The organism is Nocardia sp. NPDC055321, assembly GCF_053645575.1.
The window spans coordinates 1-16,399 of record NZ_JBSHMS010000057.1 but is presented as its reverse complement, the minus strand read 5'-3'; the positions used below and the strand labels follow the sequence as shown (position 1 = coordinate 16,399).

General features: G+C 62.8%; 13 protein-coding genes. 7 read left to right on the top strand and 6 right to left on the bottom strand.

Going from position 1 to position 16,399, the window contains the following annotated elements; genetic code table 11:
- Positions 1–138: 138 nt before the first annotated feature.
- The 3 genes from ACWIGI_RS41205 to ACWIGI_RS41195 all read left to right on the top strand — a co-directional run bounded on the left by ACWIGI_RS41205 (position 139) and on the right by ACWIGI_RS41195 (position 3,636).
- Positions 139–561, top strand: a complete 423-nt coding sequence (locus ACWIGI_RS41205; protein WP_454209134.1) for a hypothetical protein — start codon at positions 139–141, stop codon at positions 559–561.
- A 234-nt stretch (positions 562–795) separates the two neighbouring features.
- A complete protein-coding gene (locus ACWIGI_RS41200) occupies positions 796–2,151 on the top strand; it encodes a wax ester/triacylglycerol synthase family O-acyltransferase (RefSeq protein ID WP_454209133.1) in 1,356 nt (451 codons plus the stop codon).
- 162 nt (positions 2,152–2,313) lie between these two features.
- Positions 2,314–3,636: a YhgE/Pip domain-containing protein gene (locus tag ACWIGI_RS41195; protein WP_454209132.1), complete on the top strand. Its 1,323-nt coding sequence runs from the start codon at positions 2,314–2,316 to the stop codon at positions 3,634–3,636.
- Positions 3,637–3,755: 119 nt separating this feature from the next.
- On the opposite strand, the gene ACWIGI_RS41190 is transcribed toward ACWIGI_RS41195, so the two are convergent.
- The 3 genes from ACWIGI_RS41190 to ACWIGI_RS41180 all read right to left on the bottom strand — a co-directional run bounded on the left by ACWIGI_RS41190 (position 3,756) and on the right by ACWIGI_RS41180 (position 7,120).
- Positions 3,756–4,394: a TetR/AcrR family transcriptional regulator gene (locus tag ACWIGI_RS41190; protein ID WP_454209131.1), complete on the bottom strand. Its 639-nt coding sequence runs from the start codon at positions 4,392–4,394 to the stop codon at positions 3,756–3,758.
- A 302-nt stretch (positions 4,395–4,696) separates the two neighbouring features.
- Complete coding sequence (locus ACWIGI_RS41185) at positions 4,697–6,073, bottom strand: amidohydrolase family protein (RefSeq protein WP_454209130.1); 1,377 nt, start codon at positions 6,071–6,073, stop codon at positions 4,697–4,699.
- A gap of 462 nt (positions 6,074–6,535) precedes the next feature.
- On the bottom strand, positions 6,536–7,120 hold the full coding sequence (locus ACWIGI_RS41180; RefSeq protein ID WP_454209129.1) for a hypothetical protein: 585 nt from the start codon (positions 7,118–7,120) through the stop codon (positions 6,536–6,538).
- 198 nt (positions 7,121–7,318) lie between these two features.
- On the opposite strand from ACWIGI_RS41180, the gene ACWIGI_RS41175 reads away from it, so the two are divergent.
- Positions 7,319–7,708 (top strand): MarR family winged helix-turn-helix transcriptional regulator, encoded by a 390-nt coding sequence (locus tag ACWIGI_RS41175; RefSeq protein ID WP_454209128.1) that lies wholly within the window; start codon positions 7,319–7,321, stop codon positions 7,706–7,708.
- A gap of 78 nt (positions 7,709–7,786) precedes the next feature.
- Here the strand turns inward: ACWIGI_RS41175 and ACWIGI_RS41170 are convergent, their stop codons facing one another.
- The gene (locus tag ACWIGI_RS41170) at positions 7,787–8,134 is read right to left on the bottom strand and encodes a hypothetical protein (RefSeq protein ID WP_454209127.1); all 348 of its coding nucleotides are present in this window, start codon (positions 8,132–8,134) and stop codon (positions 7,787–7,789) included.
- The gene (locus ACWIGI_RS41165) at positions 8,131–8,385 is read right to left on the bottom strand and encodes a hypothetical protein (protein ID WP_454209125.1); all 255 of its coding nucleotides are present in this window, start codon (positions 8,383–8,385) and stop codon (positions 8,131–8,133) included. The genes ACWIGI_RS41170 and ACWIGI_RS41165 overlap by 4 nt, the downstream gene beginning before the upstream one ends.
- A 362-nt stretch (positions 8,386–8,747) precedes the next feature.
- On the opposite strand from ACWIGI_RS41165, the gene ACWIGI_RS41160 reads away from it, so the two are divergent.
- The 3 genes from ACWIGI_RS41160 to ACWIGI_RS41150 all read left to right on the top strand — a co-directional run bounded on the left by ACWIGI_RS41160 (position 8,748) and on the right by ACWIGI_RS41150 (position 14,322).
- A complete protein-coding gene (locus ACWIGI_RS41160) occupies positions 8,748–9,743 on the top strand; it encodes a hypothetical protein (protein ID WP_454209124.1) in 996 nt (331 codons plus the stop codon).
- 626 nt (positions 9,744–10,369) lie between these two features.
- Positions 10,370–11,563 carry an MFS transporter gene (locus ACWIGI_RS41155; RefSeq protein ID WP_454209123.1) on the top strand — a complete coding sequence of 398 codons (1,194 nt, stop codon included), beginning with the start codon at positions 10,370–10,372 and terminating at the stop codon, positions 11,561–11,563.
- A gap of 773 nt (positions 11,564–12,336) precedes the next feature.
- A complete protein-coding gene (locus ACWIGI_RS41150) occupies positions 12,337–14,322 on the top strand; it encodes an NACHT domain-containing protein (protein ID WP_454209135.1) in 1,986 nt (661 codons plus the stop codon).
- A gap of 139 nt (positions 14,323–14,461) precedes the next feature.
- On the opposite strand, the gene ACWIGI_RS41145 is transcribed toward ACWIGI_RS41150, so the two are convergent.
- Positions 14,462–15,643, bottom strand: a complete 1,182-nt coding sequence (locus tag ACWIGI_RS41145; RefSeq protein ID WP_454209122.1) for a hypothetical protein — start codon at positions 15,641–15,643, stop codon at positions 14,462–14,464.
- Between the last annotated feature and the right edge of the window lie 756 nt (positions 15,644–16,399).

Here is a 16,399-nt window from a genome sequence, read left to right as displayed (position 1 = left end):
GTTCGCTGATTTTGCCCCTCTGGTTGGGGCGGGGGCTTTGGGCGGGGACCACCCCGACGCAGTACCCCTGCTCTTCCCGCTGATTTCGCGGGGCATGTCTCGATCGGATGCGGATCGAGCAGAAGAAGGGAATATCCAATGAGCCAGAACACCGCCAAGGTGGTCCAGCGTTCGAAGCGCGCTTCGAGGAAGAGGCCGCTGGTTTTCGCCGGTGTCGTCTCGATCGTGGCCGGCGTCGGCTCGCTGATCGGAGCGATCGCCAATCCGATCGTGCTCGGCACCAACGCTATTCACTTCGTCCTGGCCGGCGCCGCACTGATCTTCCTCGTTCAAAGCGTGCTGGTCGGCAACTCGTCCGATCGATCCGACGCAGACCGTCGGGTGTTCGTCGCGGTGATCGCCGACGGGCTGCTTGCCCTCGTCACTCTCATTGTCCTGGTGGTGGTTTGGCCGCAGATCACAGTCGCCGGCGGCCTGGTCGGCCTTGCGGTCGTGGTCACAGCGGTGTTGTGCGCCATCTTTACGAGTATTGCGGCGGTATCGGCCATCTCATCGACCTGATAGAGGGCAGTGGTACGCCTGGCTCGGTCGACCCGCGAGAAGGCGTGACTCTCGCCGTACCCACCGTAATTCTTGCCACAGAACGACCCAGGCGAGCAAGTGATCATTCTGATGAGCTCATCATCATGGGTTCGACCGGCTCGGGTCGACAACCAAAACCGGCGCCAGTGTTGTCGCGTGATCAATTCAGGCACACGAGATGAGGGCATAGTGGGATCCAGTCGAGGCAGAACGTTGGAGATCGACGAGTCGTTCTGGATGTGGCTCGAGTCGCCAGAGACGCCGATGCATGTTGCGGCACTGGCGATCTTCGCCCCGGAAACCGAACCAGCGGCCACCGTCGCCAAACGAATCGTGACCGAATTCCGTCGCCACACACCCACCGATGAGCGATTTCGTTCCAGGCTGGTGGGAGGTCTTTTCCCTCGTCCGGGTCAACACAGGGTCGTCGACGACATCGATATCGACTTCCATCTGCGCCACAAGGCGTTGCCGACTCCGGGCGGGGAACTCGAACTGGCGCAGCTGATCTCGCGCCTGCACTCGATAGCGCTCGACCCCTACCGCCCACGGTGGGAGATGCACGTGATCGAAGGGCTGCACGGGAACCGATTCGCGATCTACATCAAGGTTCATCACGCGTTGATCAACGGGGTCGAGGCCATCAAACTGCTGGAGCGAGGACTCTCGAATGATCGACGAGACCCGATCCCGCCACCCCCATGGGCGAAGGGCAATGTACCGAAATCGGCCGATGCCCATCAAGAACGCCCGACACAGCGCGCCCACGTGACGATCTCCGGTATCACGAACACCCTCTCAGCCCTCTCCGCCCTTCCAACGGAATCCTCCGGATTGATCGCCCCGTGGGCCGCGCCGCACTCGATGATCAATGTCGATATCAGTCCGCAGCGCCGGGTGTGCACCGCGTCGATCGAGTTCGCTCGAGTCGCTGCCATCGCTCAGGGCACAGGTACCAGCGTCAACGACGTCGTCCTTTCCGCCTGCGGGGCGGCGCTACGCCGGTACCTGAGCGAGGCCGGCGACCTTCCGGACAAGGCACTGATCGCGGGTGTTCCGGTATCGATCGCTCACGACCGAGGGGCTGGAAGCTCGGTCGGCATCATGCTTGCGACACTGGGCACCGATATCGACGACCCGATCGAGAGACTCCACCGCATCGCGCGGTCGGTCGGCGCAGGCAAGGCCCGCCAAGCAGCTCTGCCGGCACAAGTACGGCTGCTCGATGCGGTGCTTGCAATGACCCCGCACACGCTGCGGCAACTGATTCCGGGTGCTCTCAACGTACTCGCGCCGATGTTCAACGTAATCATCTCCAACGTGCCCGGCCCGCGAGAGCAGCTATACCTCGATGGCGCCCCCCTGGTTGAGCTGTATCCCCTGTCGCTGTTGTTCCGCGGCGAAGCGCTCAACATCACGGCGGTTTCGCTGGCCGGGCGGCTCAACTTCGGGCTGACCGCGTGCAACGATGCGCTCCCACACGTCCAACGCTTGGCGCACTACCTCGAGCACGGCTTCGACGAACTCGACAGCGCGCTGGGTGCCCACGAAACTGGATTACTTCGATAGAACGATGCTCGCTCGTCCGGCCCATGCTGCCGATACTGTCGGAGCAATCACCTTACTTTCGTGTTTTAATACCTCATCTAAGTGAGCTTTTCCGGACCGGCCGCTCGACGTCGTCGGCACCAGCACGGCGATGAGAATCCCCGCCAGCTGGAGGTTGTCACGATGAATAGCCCTGCGGGTCAGGACGAAAACAACGCACGCCGCGCCCGCACGGTCCGGACCTGGGTCGCGCCCGTTGTGGTCCTGTCGCTGTTCATGGCACTGTTTGCCACACTGTATATGTCCTATGTCGCCAACCCGGAAGAAAACCTGCACGACTTCCCGATCGCCCTCGTCAATCGCGACGAGGGCGACGTGCTGGGTGGAAGGCCGACCAATGTCGGAAATCAGCTCGCCGAGGCCTTTGTAGCGAACATCCCTTCCGACAAGGTTGACCTACGGCAGATCGGGATCGATGAAGCCCGGCAGCAACTCCAGCTCGGCAAGATCTACGGTGCCATCATCATTCCGAGCGACTTCACCAAACGCCTCGGCATCTTGGGGACCGCGTCTGTTGTCGCCGGTGAGGTCGAAAAGCCACAGATCGTCGTCGAAACCAACCCTCGTGCAAGCACTTTCGCTGCACAAATCGTCGGCCGGATCGCCGAGCAGGCGATGCCGCGCGCCAGTGAGGCTGTCGGGAAAACCCTTGTCGACACGGTGCAATCGCAGCTGGCGACCGCTCCCGCCGACGTTGCCTCGCCGACATTGTCCGGGGCGGCGTTGGTGACCCTCGCCGATCCGATCGAGGTGAACTTCACGCAGTTCGCGCCGTTGGCTGGTGGAACCGGTAACGGGTTGATCGCGTTTTTCTACACCTTGCTCGTATTGCTGGCGGGATTCATCGGGGCGATGATCATCCACACCATGGTTGATGCCGCCTGGGGCTTTGTGCCCGCCGAGTTCGGCCCGCTCTACCTGGAGAAGCCGCCCGTCGGGATTTCTCGCACCCGCACTCTTCTCGTGAAATGGGGCGTGATGGCTGTCGCCGCGCCGATCGTGTCCGCTCTCTATCTAATAGTGGCCACCGCACTGAATGTTCCGATCGATCGAGGGTGGGCGCTGTTTCTCTACACACTGCTGGCCACTTTCGCAGTCGGCGTCACCGCCCTGGCGATCTTGGCCGCGTTCGGGACCGCCGGCCTCATGCTGAACACAATCTTGTTCATCGTGCTGGGCCTGCCGTCTTCGGGAGGGACGGTTCCGATCGAAGCAACCCCCCGCTCGGTCGAGTGGCTTTCCGCTTTCGAGCCGATGCACCAGGTCTATCTGGGGGTGCGAGCGATTCTCTACTTCAACGCCGACCTCGGCGCGGGGCTCGGACGCGGAATCCTGATGGCCGTGCTCGGATTGGGAATCGGCCTGGTACTGGGGCTCGGAGCCACGATGCTGTACGACCGGCGGGGCCTGACACGATCGAGCACATCAAAGGTTGCGTCGTCCTGAATGCCACAGGATTGCGATGACTCTCGGTCGAGTTTCCGTGTCGGCGCCGTCAGGTGGTAAATGAATCAGTTTCCCCTCAGAGCAATTCGCCGAGCAAGAGAATGTGATACTTTCGCCCACTACAGGGCTGGTATTTCGGGAAGCGGTCCCGTGCTCACTTTTTCCGCGCTGCGCTTGTTCATACCGAACATCCGCAGCATGCGGTAAGCCATCTCGTCCGAGAGGGTGTCGGCGTCTGCGTCGGGGTCGGCGTCGAGCAGCTGAAGCAGGCCGAGCAGGGCTCCGCCTGCGGACATGACGGCGAGTTCCAAGTCCATCGGCTCGAACCGGCCGGCTTCCTGCGCGGCGCGGATATCGCGCCGAGCCCGCGGAGCGAGTCCTTCATCGCGCAGCATGACGCTCATTCCGGAGTTGAGAACCACCTTCACCATCTCCGGGATCCTGCGCTGCAATCGTCCGGTCATCCGGAAGCTGACCGCGAACACCTCCGCCGGATCCTCGTAGGGCGCCACGATCTGGTCGCGCATCTCGCTGTAGACCAGCAATGCCGAGCGAACCGCCTCGTCGAAGAGCTGCTCCTTGGAATCGAAATGGTTGTAGAAACTTCCGAAGCCCACGTCGGCTGCGTCTGTGATCTCCTGGATGCTCACCGACGACCGGCTTTCGGACAGGAACCCGCGGGCGGCCGCGAGCAACGCGTTGCGTGTGCGCTCGCGGCGTCGATCGGTTCGGGTGGGCGAGGCGGGTGCGTCGGTCATCGGACCTTCTTCCAGGTTTGGGAGTCCGAATCATATCTGGGGAATCGATCAGTTGCGATCGCGCACACCAGACAGGGTTCTGATCGAAGCGTCAGATGCAACTTGGCTACCCACTGGGCTCGCTGTCGATGGCCGCCTACACGCTCGGAATCGACTGCCCGGGAGCGGATTCAGCGGGACCGGTGCGGCATCCGCAGTGCCCGAGGACGTGCCCGCAGTGGATATCAACCTCTGAACCAGGGGAGAGGGAGTTGTTTCCTGTTCCGGTGTGGCCACTCGCCGGAACAGGAAACCCGCACGCCCTAGGTGTTCTTGTAGATCACGCCGTCCTTCATGATCACGTCGAATGTCCCGCCAGGATCACCGAGCACCTTGACGTCGGCCAGCGGATCACCGTCGACCAGGATCAGGTCCGCGAGGGCGTCGGGTTCGACCACGCCCAGCCGCCCCTGATACGGACTGCGCGGCCCGCTCAGTGCCAGCAGGGCGGCATTGTCAACGGTCGCGAGGCGAACCAGCTCCGCCGGGCTGAACCATTCGCTCAGCTGGAGCAGGAATTTGTTCTGCTCGACATTGGATTCGGGCTCGAACAGGAAGTCGGTTCCCCAGGCCAGCTTGACCCCGGCCTTCTTCGCCATCGGCCACACGATCGAGTTGCCCGCCACGATGCCTTCGCGTTTGGCGCGGCGCTCGGGGGACATGCTGTCCGAGTTGGGGCGCAGGTACTGGCCGCTGAGCCACACGCCCCGTTCGGCCAGCAGGTCAATGGTCGGTTCGTCGAGCAGTTGCCCGTGCTCGATGCACAGCACGCCGGCTTCGACCGAGCGGCGCACCGCCTTGGGCGTGTACGCGTGCACGGCGACGTAGGTGTTCCAATCACTGGCCGCGTCGACCGCGGCGCGCAGCTCGTCGAGCGTGAACTGGGCGACGTCGATCGGGTCGTAGGCCGAGGAGGTGCCTCCGCCGGCGGTCAGCTTCAGCTGGCTCGCGCCCATGCGCAGGTTCTCCCGCGCCGCGGTGAGCACCTCGTCGCGTCCGTCGACGATGAAGGTCGCGCCGATCTCCTCGGCCCGGGACTGCTTGCCGGTGAATCGGCGTGACTTCTCCTGCGGTGTGCGGAAATCCCCGTGCCCCGCGGTCTGGGAGATCATCGCCCCGGACGGCCACACCCGCGGGCCCATGGCCTTACCGGCGTCGATGGCGGCCTTGAGCGGGAAGATAGGACCGCCCATATCGCGGACGGAGGTGAATCCGCGCATCAGCATCTCGTTCGCCGAGGTGAGTGCGGCGCGGGCGTAGAACTCCGGGTCCTTGTCAGGATCGTTCAGATCGGCCATCGTGGCGCTGCCGAACACCAGGTGCACGTGGTTGTCGATGAGCCCCGGCATCAGTGTGCGGGCGCGGCCGTCGATGATCTCGGTCTGCTCGGTGCCCGGCAGGCCCATGCCGATGGCCGAGATCGTATTGCCGCGAACCAGAACGTCGGTCGGGTCACCCAGCCGCCCCTGTCGGACGTCGAGCACGCGCACGTTGCGGAACAGGCTGTCCGGCTTACGAACCGGCGCGGGCGCCGCGCTGGTGGTAGCCGCCGATCCGGACTCCTCGGACGCGCAGGAGGTTGCCGTCAGCGTGGCGATCGACGCCGCTCCGAGCGCGGCGAGGAAGTTCCGCCGCGTCAACCCCGCCGCAAATCGGCAGTGGCACTCCGCATGTGGCCGAGATCGTTGCGACAAGCCTTTCCCTTTCGTCGATGTCAGCACCGCATCGGGAGATCAGCAGGGATCGAGAGGTCGTTGGAGACGTTCGATCGTCGGATTCGGTTGGAGATTGTCTCGGGATCGGCGAGATGATTGCCGCGGCCGCAACTGTACGACTCCGTGCGGGCGCGATCGGGTAACCGATGGGGGAGCGGTGATCGTGTCGAAATCTCGCCACGGGTGATCGATCGCAGGTCCGGCGCGAAGATCACCGACAGTGCCGTTCGCAGAGCCCATCTGAACGCGATTCGAGTCCTGGACGCCCTCGCTGCCGCGCGCTGGAGCCGCTGGCGTTCGGGCGTTCTTCCACGGTCCGCGTCAACCGAGCCGATCGGAAGCTCCGCCGGGCGAGCCATGGTGTGCGTGAACGGGAAGCGGTAGTTCTTACCTCTGGGCTACGCGCCCCGACAGCGTGAGCACAATCGCGAATACATCGGTGGCCGTGGGGGATTCGTTCCGCATACCGTGTTCGGGTGGGAGCGTGCCCGCTCCCACCGAGACGGTGGTCCGCAGAACTCGACGAATGACCTCGGCGGAGGGCTCGTAGGCCAAGCCCAGTGCCTGCGCGATGTCCCAGGTATGGACGACAACGTTTCGAATCTGGTCTTCGTACAGCGACTCCGCATCAACTTTCTGGACCTGCAGCCGACGAGGCTCGCTCACGTCGCTCACCGCGGCGAACGCATCTTCCATGAGGCCGGCGGTATGCCGATACCGCACGTCGAGTCCGGTACTTCCGTGGTGCAAGTCCAGGCGGTCTTCGATAGTCGAATCGAAATTCCGCTCGCCCAGGATATCGGCAACCGCGACGACATCCGCGATGTCGAGGTTCTGGGTGATCAGCCACAGCGCCAGCTCGCCGAGGTTGTGTGGCGAGTTCGGTATCGATGTCGCGAGGTCGGCTCGGGTGGCCTCGGACAAAAATGATGCCAGCTCTTCGGTCAGGTCGTGTAACAGGGAAACATCCACCGCGCATCTCGCTTTCGCTGTCGCCTGATCGGTCGCGAACGGCCAGGGTTCTCGGGATCGGAGGACCCCGGCATGGGGTCGGAGATACTGAACGCGCCGACAGCCGGCCGACCAGATCCTCTACCACGGTAGACGAATTGTAGAAGGGTGTCCATGACCAGAATGGGCGGAACGGAACATGAGCCAGATTTGGCCGCGTTGATCTTTCGTGTGCTGCCGCGATTGGCGGCGCTGGAAGAACCGATCCTGCGCGACGCGGGCCTGTCCATGTGGGAGTACGCGATCATGAGCGAACTGGCCTCGGCCGAGGTCGTATCCCAGGTTGAACTCTCACGCCGCACACGCCGGGACCCCACACGCCTGGGTAAGCATCTGGACGCGCTCAGCACCCGCGGACTCGTGGTGCGGGCCCGCGCCAGTGATCAACGCCAGCGGACGGTCGGTCTGACCGATGACGGCCGGACCTTGTATGCCAAGGTCAAGAATCAAGTCAGGGGCGCGGAAGACCAGTTCCTGCACACGATTCTCGACGCCGACCGAGCCACCGATCTCAGGGGGCTCCTGGGTAAGCTCGCCGAGGGGTCGTAACGCATTGGCGCGCAACCGGATCGGCCGTGGCCGCCGAGCGGTGACGTGAGCGACCGTCGGACATGCACGATCGCTCGCCTATTCGTCGATGTATCGCACCATCGCCGCGAAGACCTGCCGCATGGTCGCCCGGGACACGACGCCTTCGGGCTCGGTCAGCCAGCCGCGGAAGATCGTGAGCGGCCGGTACACGAGCACGGCGGCGCGGGGGAGGGGATCGAGGTCGCCGAACGGGACGGCGAGACTCATCATCTGCGGGGGAATGTCCGCGGTGTCGGTGTAGATCGGCAACGTCAGCACGGTCGGCAGCCATTCGTTGGCGTCGGTACTGGAGATGATCAGCACCTTCGACCCGGCCATGCTGGAGGGCTGGTTACGCCCCGCGACGTTCGGCAGATACGAGCGGACTTCGCCGCGTGAGATCACTTCGCCGTTCCAGCACCGTAAGCGGCGGCGATGTTGGCGGCTTGTTCGGCGTGCAACTGCTCGGCGTACTCCGCGGTGTCGGTGCCGCGGCTGCGCTCCCACTCCGCGGCCGCTTTGGCGGCGATGCGCAGCAGCTCTCTCCGGACCGCCCGCTCGGTGAGCGTGCTGACCGTTTCCCCTGCGGCTGCCGCCGCCTCTCGGGCGTCGTTGAGCACGCCGGGGTCGATGCTGATCGACGTACTCGTTTTCATAATAGGAATCCTAACAGTCCGCTCGGTTGGGAGCCTTCGCTCAGTTCGGGCATGGCCTCTCGTCGATGATCCTGCCTATAAATACCTACATGGGAATATGCGCATCTACGAATGACTCACCGGTGGTTGGTTCACATCGTCGCGAAGGGAAGTGGCCATAAGGAAAAAAGACCGCTCTTACAAAAGGGCCGGAGACGGAAACGTCGTCATGCCAGGGGAGTTGGTGTACCCCCGCATTGTTCGCGTGAGGCGGAAGTGAGGTCGTCGGACGCGTGCTCGATGTGCAGGATGGGGGACAGGCGACGGACATGTCCGACACTCAGGCCCGGTGCCGATCATTGCTGACAACCTAGGATTCGACGATGGCCACTTCGCCGTATACCCCGGCCGAACACATAAGGAAGGAACTGGCACGCCGCTTGGCCGTGTGGTCTGCAGCGCTGGACGACGACATCGCTGAGTTGGACAGCTTCGGGTTGCGACGCAGCCATCGCATTCGAGCCCGCTCGATCCTCGACCCGCAGCTCGGGGTAGTGGCCGAGGTCGGCGGCCGTCCGGTCCAGGACTTCGGAACCTTCGATGGCTCCGGCCCTGTGCACATGCTGAGCGTGCTCGTTGCGGTCGACGCGCCAGTCGTCGGTGCCGGCGTATCGAACGCGGTGCTGAGCTACGGGGAAGCGGTTGCATGGCTGACGGTTCTGTTGCCCCGAATCGATCACTTCTACCTCAGTGAAGGGCCTGACGCGGACCCTGACGAGCCATCACCACACTGGCTGTTTTCCTGCTTCCTCGACAGCACCGGCCAAACCCTCGCGGTCCCCGTCGATTTCGACTGGGTCTCGTTCCGTATCCGGTACCGGGGACTGCGGGTATCGATGATCGATCGAGAAGGCACTCGGGTCGAAACCGTCTACCGCAATCCACGTTTCGCCGACTTCTACCAACCACGTAGCGAATCACGCGGCCGCTACTGGCCTCTCGCCGTCACTCGGCCACCTGAAGGCGCGGGGATCGGGAGTTGCTTCGAGGCGCTCGCCACCGCGGTCGCCCGCCGAACGGCGATTGCCCCGGATACCGAGCCCCTGTCACTGACCTGGATCCATGGAACGTCGGCGGCGCTCGTGGTTCGCCACATTGGCGAACAACGCTGCTACGAACTGATCGTGGAAATCCCTACGGACGACGAGATTGCCGGCGGCACATACATACTCGCGGGCACGCTCGGCGACCTCAGTGCAGTCCTGCGCAGCCCTGCACAGTACGCGGCCGGAGCGGTGGCTCGTCTGCGGGATGCCGGCATCGAGGGGATGCGGTGCAATGGCAACGAGATCGATTGTCCCAAGTTCACATCTACCTAACTTGACATAAGATAGATTATCGGCGCGTGTACGCTGTTAAACGTCATCGTGCTGTGGAGCCCTAGCTGCACCGATCCCAATGCGAAGTCGCTGTTCTCGCGGTCGGCGAACCACTGGCGATACGCACGTTCGGGTTCGGGCCACCGTTGGGAGATCGAGAGAACGAAACCGCGCCCCCAACGTCCTCGATCGTTCACTATGTGCGCGACAAGTGCCGCTCCGGAATCCGAAGGGGCCGTGGCATCTCCGATCACATATCTGATCCCCGCCGAAGTCATCGACCCAACCTAGCTGCACGGTCCGACAGATCAGGGCCCGCATCGGGTGGTGCCGCCGAGGGGTGGTTGGGCGAGGGCGAGCTGTTGGTCCTTTGGTCTGGGTATCCAGTGGCGGTGTCGAGTCCGGTCGCCTCGGGGGCGATGCCCCGAAACGCGGCGGGGCGACAGGCAGGCACGGAGTGCGGCCGTCAGCGTATCCGGAGAGGGGCTGACGAACTGGGAGTTCTGGGCCGTCGGAACTGCCGGTCGACTGGTCCAGGCTCTCGTGCTGTGCGCCAGATGGTGCACACCGCGCAAGGATTCGCGAACCGCGCGGCCGCTGCCGATACTCAGGTACGGTGCGCGACTGTGCCTGCGCTGATGCTGTTGCGTCGCCGTCGAATTCTGTTGGTGTGGCTGACTCAGCTGCTGTCGGTAATGGGAGACCGGTTCTTCGCGCTGGCGATCATGTGGGTTGCGTTGGAACGATCGGGGCCGGTGGTCATGGGCGCGGTGGCGATCGCGGAATCGGTGCCGTACGTGCTGGTCGGACTGTTCGGACAGCGCCTGGTCGCCCTGGCTGCGCGTTTGTCGGCGCTGGCAGGTCTCGAGCTGGTGCGTGCGGTGCTGACCGTGACGCTGGTCGCGGCCTGGGCTGGGGCAGGCACGATCGCGATGCTGGCGATGGTGACCGTCCTGGGGATCTGCGGGGCGCTGTTCGATCCCGGCTTGGGCGCACTGGTTCCGGACCTGGTCGGGGAGTCCGAACGCCCGAGGCTGGTCGCGTTGATGGACCTGACCGGGCGGATTGCGCGCGTCGCGGGACCTGCGACAGCGGGGTTGCTGCTGATGCTCGCGCCGTTGCCGGTGCTGTTCGTGATGGACGCAGCAACCTTCGCGGTCTCGGCAGCGGCGATGGCATGGCTCGCCCGCACCGCCACGCGTGCCAGCGTCCCGGGCGCGGGCCCGTCGACTCCGACGCCGACGCGCCCGGCCCGGGCACGGGCGCTGCTGCACGCATCTCCGTCGCTGACAATCGCGTTCGCGGTCCACGGCACCGGGTTCTTCTGTAATGCGTTGCCTGCCATCGGATTGCCGCTGCTGCTGGTCCAGTTCACAGCGGGTCCGGCACAGTACGGGTGGATGCTGACCGGAGCGGGGATCGCGGCGGTCGCCGGGAACATGGTCGCGTCCCGGGCGCGTCCCGAGACCGGGTTTCCTGGGCGACTGTGTGCGGGGTGGGCTGCGACCGGGGTGTTGCTGGTGGCCACCGGTGTCGCGCCGTCGGTGGGCTGGGTGGTCGCGGCAGCGGTGCTGGCAGGGTTCGCGTCCCCGTTCATCGGCATCGCGCTCGGTGTGCACCTGGCCGGATTCGCGACCGCGGACAGGGTACCGATGCTGTCGGTGCAGTACAGCGTGATGCGAGGTGCCGGCACCCTCGGCATGGCCGTTGTGCCGGCGTCGATCGCATCCGATCCCGCGCGCGGATTCATCGTCGGTGGCGCGATCTTGGTGGGCGTCGCCACGCTCGGGTGGTGGCTGTCCGGCCGACTCGACCAGTGAGCCGAGCATTCCCGCTCCATCGGCGCGCCTGATCCGGGATGGTTCACAGCCGTTCCCCCGCAACGGCTTGCACGGGGTCGAGACTTCACCGGTGTGGGCGCGGCCAGGCGGCCGTCGCGCAGATCTGCGGCACTGCTCGCGGACCGCGTGTGAAGCGATCGGCAAGCGGTCTCGCAAACATCTGCTGGGACGCCGAGACAGGTGCCGATCCTGCTGTCGTGCAGTCGGTGTGGCTCCCGCCCTGGCAGCGTCAGCGTTGCGCGCCACCAGGATTGGTGCGAACCGTGAACCGGAAGAAGGCCATGGTGGCGAACGGTTCCTCGATGCTGTCGCCCACCTGCACGATCCGTGAGGTCGATCTCTATCACGCGTGCCGTGCGGATTTCGGATGTCTCAAGCAGCGCGGGCAATCGGCACGCGGATAGTTCGAAACGCGACTGCTCCAGCGCGTTGAAGGCACGATGGTGGTCCGCCGAGATTGGTCTCCGATGCCAGGGCGTAGGCGAGTACATCCGATAGCTGGCCGCATGGATTGTCCGAATGGTGTTGGTGCCGTTGCGTTTGTGCGTTGGAGGCCAGCCGATCGATGAACTTCCGGGATCGTGACGATCATGCGGAGCGGCAAGTCCCGCAGCCGCAGTCCCACCTCCGAGCATCGGCGCCCCACTGGACCCGGTGTCAGCTCGGCGCGGTTCGCCCGAGCTGTCTTTCACACGCTGCACTCGCCCATCCGGCTCAGGTGACTGTGTCATCATCTCGGATCGAGAGTGTCCATGCAGCGACACTCGTGCTATGGCAGGCTGATTCATGTGTCGGGAGCTGAAACCGCGTTGATTCGCACTGCTGTCCCCGCCGTCAAGGGATCGTGGTCGCTCTGGAAACGGCTGTACCCATCGACAGACCCGCCGTCGCTGGAAGCGGCTGCCGAGTCATTGGCAGCGTGGGTTCAAAAGGCGGAGGAACGTGGGCTCGAGGCTCACTGTGCGAGTTCGGGCAGTACGTTCGCTGTCAAATTCACCGGCGTAGTGCGAGCGTTGCCTGAGGACCTGATTGAGTCAGGTAGCGCCTCCGAGCTGTCAGACTACTTCGAGTCGCTCGGGTCGAAGGTACCGCGGTTGGTCATACTCGGCGAACCGGGAAGCGGCAAAACGGTTGCCGCGAAACAACTTGTCCTAGGTTTGCTGGAAAACCGGCGCAGCAAGGACGATGCCGTTCGTCGGCAGCACCCCGTTCCGGTGCGGGTCAACGCGACAGGATGGGACGGTGCGATCCCTTTCGAACGATGGCTGAGCACCCGGCTGAGCTGGGACTATCCCCACCTACGGCCAGTGTTGGCCAGGCAACTGGTAGAACAGAATCACATCCTGCCTGTCATCGACGGTCTCGACGAGATGGACACCCTCGAAAATCGAGGAGTGTTCGCCCGGCAACTGCTCGATCAACTGAACGGAACACCGTGGGTACAGCGATCGGTTGTCGTGGTGTGTCGTACGAGCAGATTTCAAGAACTGCGTCGACGAGGCAAAGACATCGGACTTCATGGGGCAGCGACGAGCACGCTTGAACCGCTGTCTCATGAAGATGTCCTAAAGAAGCTGAGCGACTCGGTTGTGGCGACGGGATCTACCCGCCCGGGTTGGTCCGAAGTCATCACACATCTTGCGGAGAACAAGCATGGTCCGCTGGCGGCTGTGCTCAGATCTCCTCTGATGCTCGCCCTGGCGGTGAACGCTTTACATCCACCCGCCTCGACTTTCCGACCGTCCGACGAGGAAATCGGTGAGCAGCTGGTGGGGTGCGCCAGTACCGGTGAAGTCGAAAACATCGTGTTCGCTCGTTTGATTCCTGCTGCGATCAGCACCGTTGGCAGTCCCAACTATGGCAGTGACGAAGTGCGGAAATGGTTGAGATCGCTGGCGTCTCACCTGGAACGCCGTCGTGGGACCCACAAGGACAGCGCAGCGATTCGCCTCGATGAGATCTGGGAACTCGCAGGCGTGACTCGCTGCCGCGCTGTACACGGGCTCGCAGCCTGTCTTGTCGCCTTTCTCGCGATCGGTCTCACAGGTGTCGCATGCTTCGGCCTGGGGGTGGGTCTGGCGGTGGGAATAGCGGCCGGTCTGACAGTTGGCCTGTCGTCCTCGCGTCGCACCGTCTCGACGAGACGGATCGATGTGCGGCGAAAGCACAAGGAGCACCGGGTGTCTGACGGCCGGTCGAGATGGTTTCGTTTGCGCACCGAGGCCGTCTTTACTGCTCTGGCAGCCGGACTCGCGGCGAGCGGTGTGGTTTGGTGGATCGGCGGCGCGACAGCAGGGCGATCTTTCGTATTGATCTTTCTCGGTTTGGCGGTGCTTCCCTACGGTATGGCAATTGCCCTCACCGTTGAAGGCGGACACGAGGCGCCCGTCGTGCTCGATGAGAAGCGATCTATTCGCGACGACTTCGTATCCGGGCTTTTGCTCAGAGGATTGCTGGGTCTCGGTGCCGGTATTGCCCTGGGTGTGGTGGGAGGGCTTCTCGGTGGAGTTGTCGTTGGGCTCACTGCAGTGCTCGCCTCCGGTTATCTGGGTGGTTCAGCAGCCGAGAGATACTTCATCGCAGCTCTGATCTTCAGATTCACTAAAGACTTCGCGCCACGTCCCAAGATTCTATTGGATCGAGCACGAGCAAAAGGCTTGCTGCGCGTGAATGTCACTTCCTATCAGTTCGTGCATGAAACGTATCGACACTGGCTGCTGAGTTCTCCGACTAAATAATTGAAGCCTCGGCAGAAGCTGACCGGGCATTCATCTTTCCATGCGATGCATGACAGCAATGCGAGCGTTCTTTGCACTGTTCTGATGGTAGAGTGTAAATCTTGCTCGACCAGGGGTGGTGTGCCAAAGTGAAGCCGAATCAGGATAGTGTATTGAACGCCTTCTGGTAGAAGATAGCCAATGAATCGAACCGTGGCTCGACGCGAAGCATTTGTACCGCGGGTAGAGCGCCGGCACCGACCGACACCACCAAGGCCACTTCCTGGGGTGTCAGCTGTTGCCTAAGCGCCAAACCGCTGGATAATATTGCGAGAGAGGCGTAGTAGATGTGCGCCGTTGACAGGTTGAGCAATTCCGCAATGCGTTTATGTTTGAGCGCTCGGTTGATCCATCGAGGAAAATCTTCGATCGCGTCAGAATTGCCCGCGACCAGGGCCGGCAGCCACTCACCGTGCAACTTCGGCCACAGGTGCACACTGGCCTGCTCACGCAACCTGATAAGGCGCGTATGGTTGGCTTTCCAGTCGTCCAGCAGGGCGTCGTTGATATCTGTGTACGCTTCGCGTTCAGTTTTGACTCGCTGAATATATGGAATATATCCATTCGCGCCAACAAATTCACCCTTGCCTGCTTGTAGGTTGCGAATATGCGGTGTTTCGACGCGCTTTTTCGCATCGTCTTGTTTCGCGACAGCTCTTTTATCCCAGGTACCCGGGTGTCCCAGTAGCTGGATTCCGGACGGAATAGTTGGGCTCTCCAAGGGAGCGCTCAGTTGAGAGAGAAGTCTCCTGATGATTTCGTTCAGGGAATCGTCATCTTCGATAGAGGTCCCGGATTGGGGGCGATCAATCCATTGGCGAAGCCCGCTCATTCCGCCCGCTATGATACTGTTCTTGGCTTGGGCGATCGGCTTCACGATTTCATCGTTGAGCTTCTGCAATTTCGAGTCGTCGGCCTGATCTATCCATTCCTGCACTGGCGAAATTGCCTTGAATCCTGAGCAGCGGGTCGTAAATTCCTCCTGCACAGAGGGGTCCAGTGTGGTCCAGTCGACGGGCTCAAGTATCGGCCCACTGTCATCGATGCCCTCTGCGAGCTTACGGAAGACATCTCCCGTTGCCCAACCAAGTTCCTGCGCGGAATACGCTTCGTTATCGAACGATTCTTTGGTGCAATATACTTTTTCGAACATCCAGAATTGTGCGGCACCGTTCCACAATGCCGCCCCAGGCAAGGCGCTGATACGTGGTTCCAGAGGATCGTCGGCAAGTAGGCGGTTGAACTCCCAGCCGGGCAAGTAGATGCCGTTGATAGATGACAAGGGCGACGCTCCCAATGGCGAATGTGTTTCGTCTGTACGATACATCGAAGAGGGCGGTGCCGACAGGAAATGCCATGCTCGGAGCAGGCTCGGGGTGTTGTATTCACCGAACTCTGACAGGGGGAGTTTCGATCAAATGAAACCAACCGGTCTAAACTTGCGGCTGCCGTACGGGTCCCATGACAAGTGCGCCTCGGCCAAGCGACAACCCTGCGGCAGATCTCATGTGCTGCGGGGTGTCGCCGAGCTCGCAGCGAACATCCCGTACGAGTGCAGATTCATGCGGCAATCGCAACACCTCCTCGAGTGCTCCGACGGGGTGAGGAATCCGGGTGTTTGTCGAGGTCCGCTGTTGAGCTGGTCGGGACAGTATTGGTGGACTGAGACGTTGGTGCTCTCGTTGCTGCTTCTCTGCCCGGGGCTGTTCGGTCACAGAAGTAGGCCGGAAACCTGGTGACGATCGATGACCCGGGAGCGGGGCGACGGGCCCAGGCATGAGCTTGGACCCGTCGGTCTTGGTACCGGTCAGTGTCGGCCTTTGATCCGTTCGTTCTCTACCGGGTTCTGCGAGGTGTGCCGGTGGCCGGTGCCTTGGGCGTAGGAACCGGTTTGGAGATCACGGGCGCGTCCACGGTGCCAGGCACCGTGCTCGGCACGGTCGTGGCAGCGACGGTCGCTACCGAAGTACGGGTCGTGGCAGCGCTGGTTGGGGGCTTCTACGGCTTCTTGTATCCCCTGAACCATTAGCTGTCATCC

What these genes read in the sequence shown, in the direction of transcription:
- ACWIGI_RS41205 (WP_454209134.1), top strand. Translation starts at nt 139, where the DNA reads ATGAGCCAGAACACCGCCAAGGTGGTCCAGCGTTCGAAGCGCGCTTCG.
- ACWIGI_RS41195 (WP_454209132.1), top strand. Translation starts at nt 2,314, where the DNA reads ATGAATAGCCCTGCGGGTCAGGACGAAAACAACGCACGCCGCGCCCGC.
- ACWIGI_RS41190 (WP_454209131.1), bottom strand. Translation starts at nt 4,394, where the DNA reads ATGACCGACGCACCCGCCTCGCCCACCCGAACCGATCGACGCCGCGAG.
- ACWIGI_RS41165 (WP_454209125.1), bottom strand. Translation starts at nt 8,385, where the DNA reads ATGAAAACGAGTACGTCGATCAGCATCGACCCCGGCGTGCTCAACGAC.
- ACWIGI_RS41160 (WP_454209124.1), top strand. Translation starts at nt 8,748, where the DNA reads ATGGCCACTTCGCCGTATACCCCGGCCGAACACATAAGGAAGGAACTG.
- ACWIGI_RS41150 (WP_454209135.1), top strand. Translation starts at nt 12,337, where the DNA reads ATGCAGCGACACTCGTGCTATGGCAGGCTGATTCATGTGTCGGGAGCT.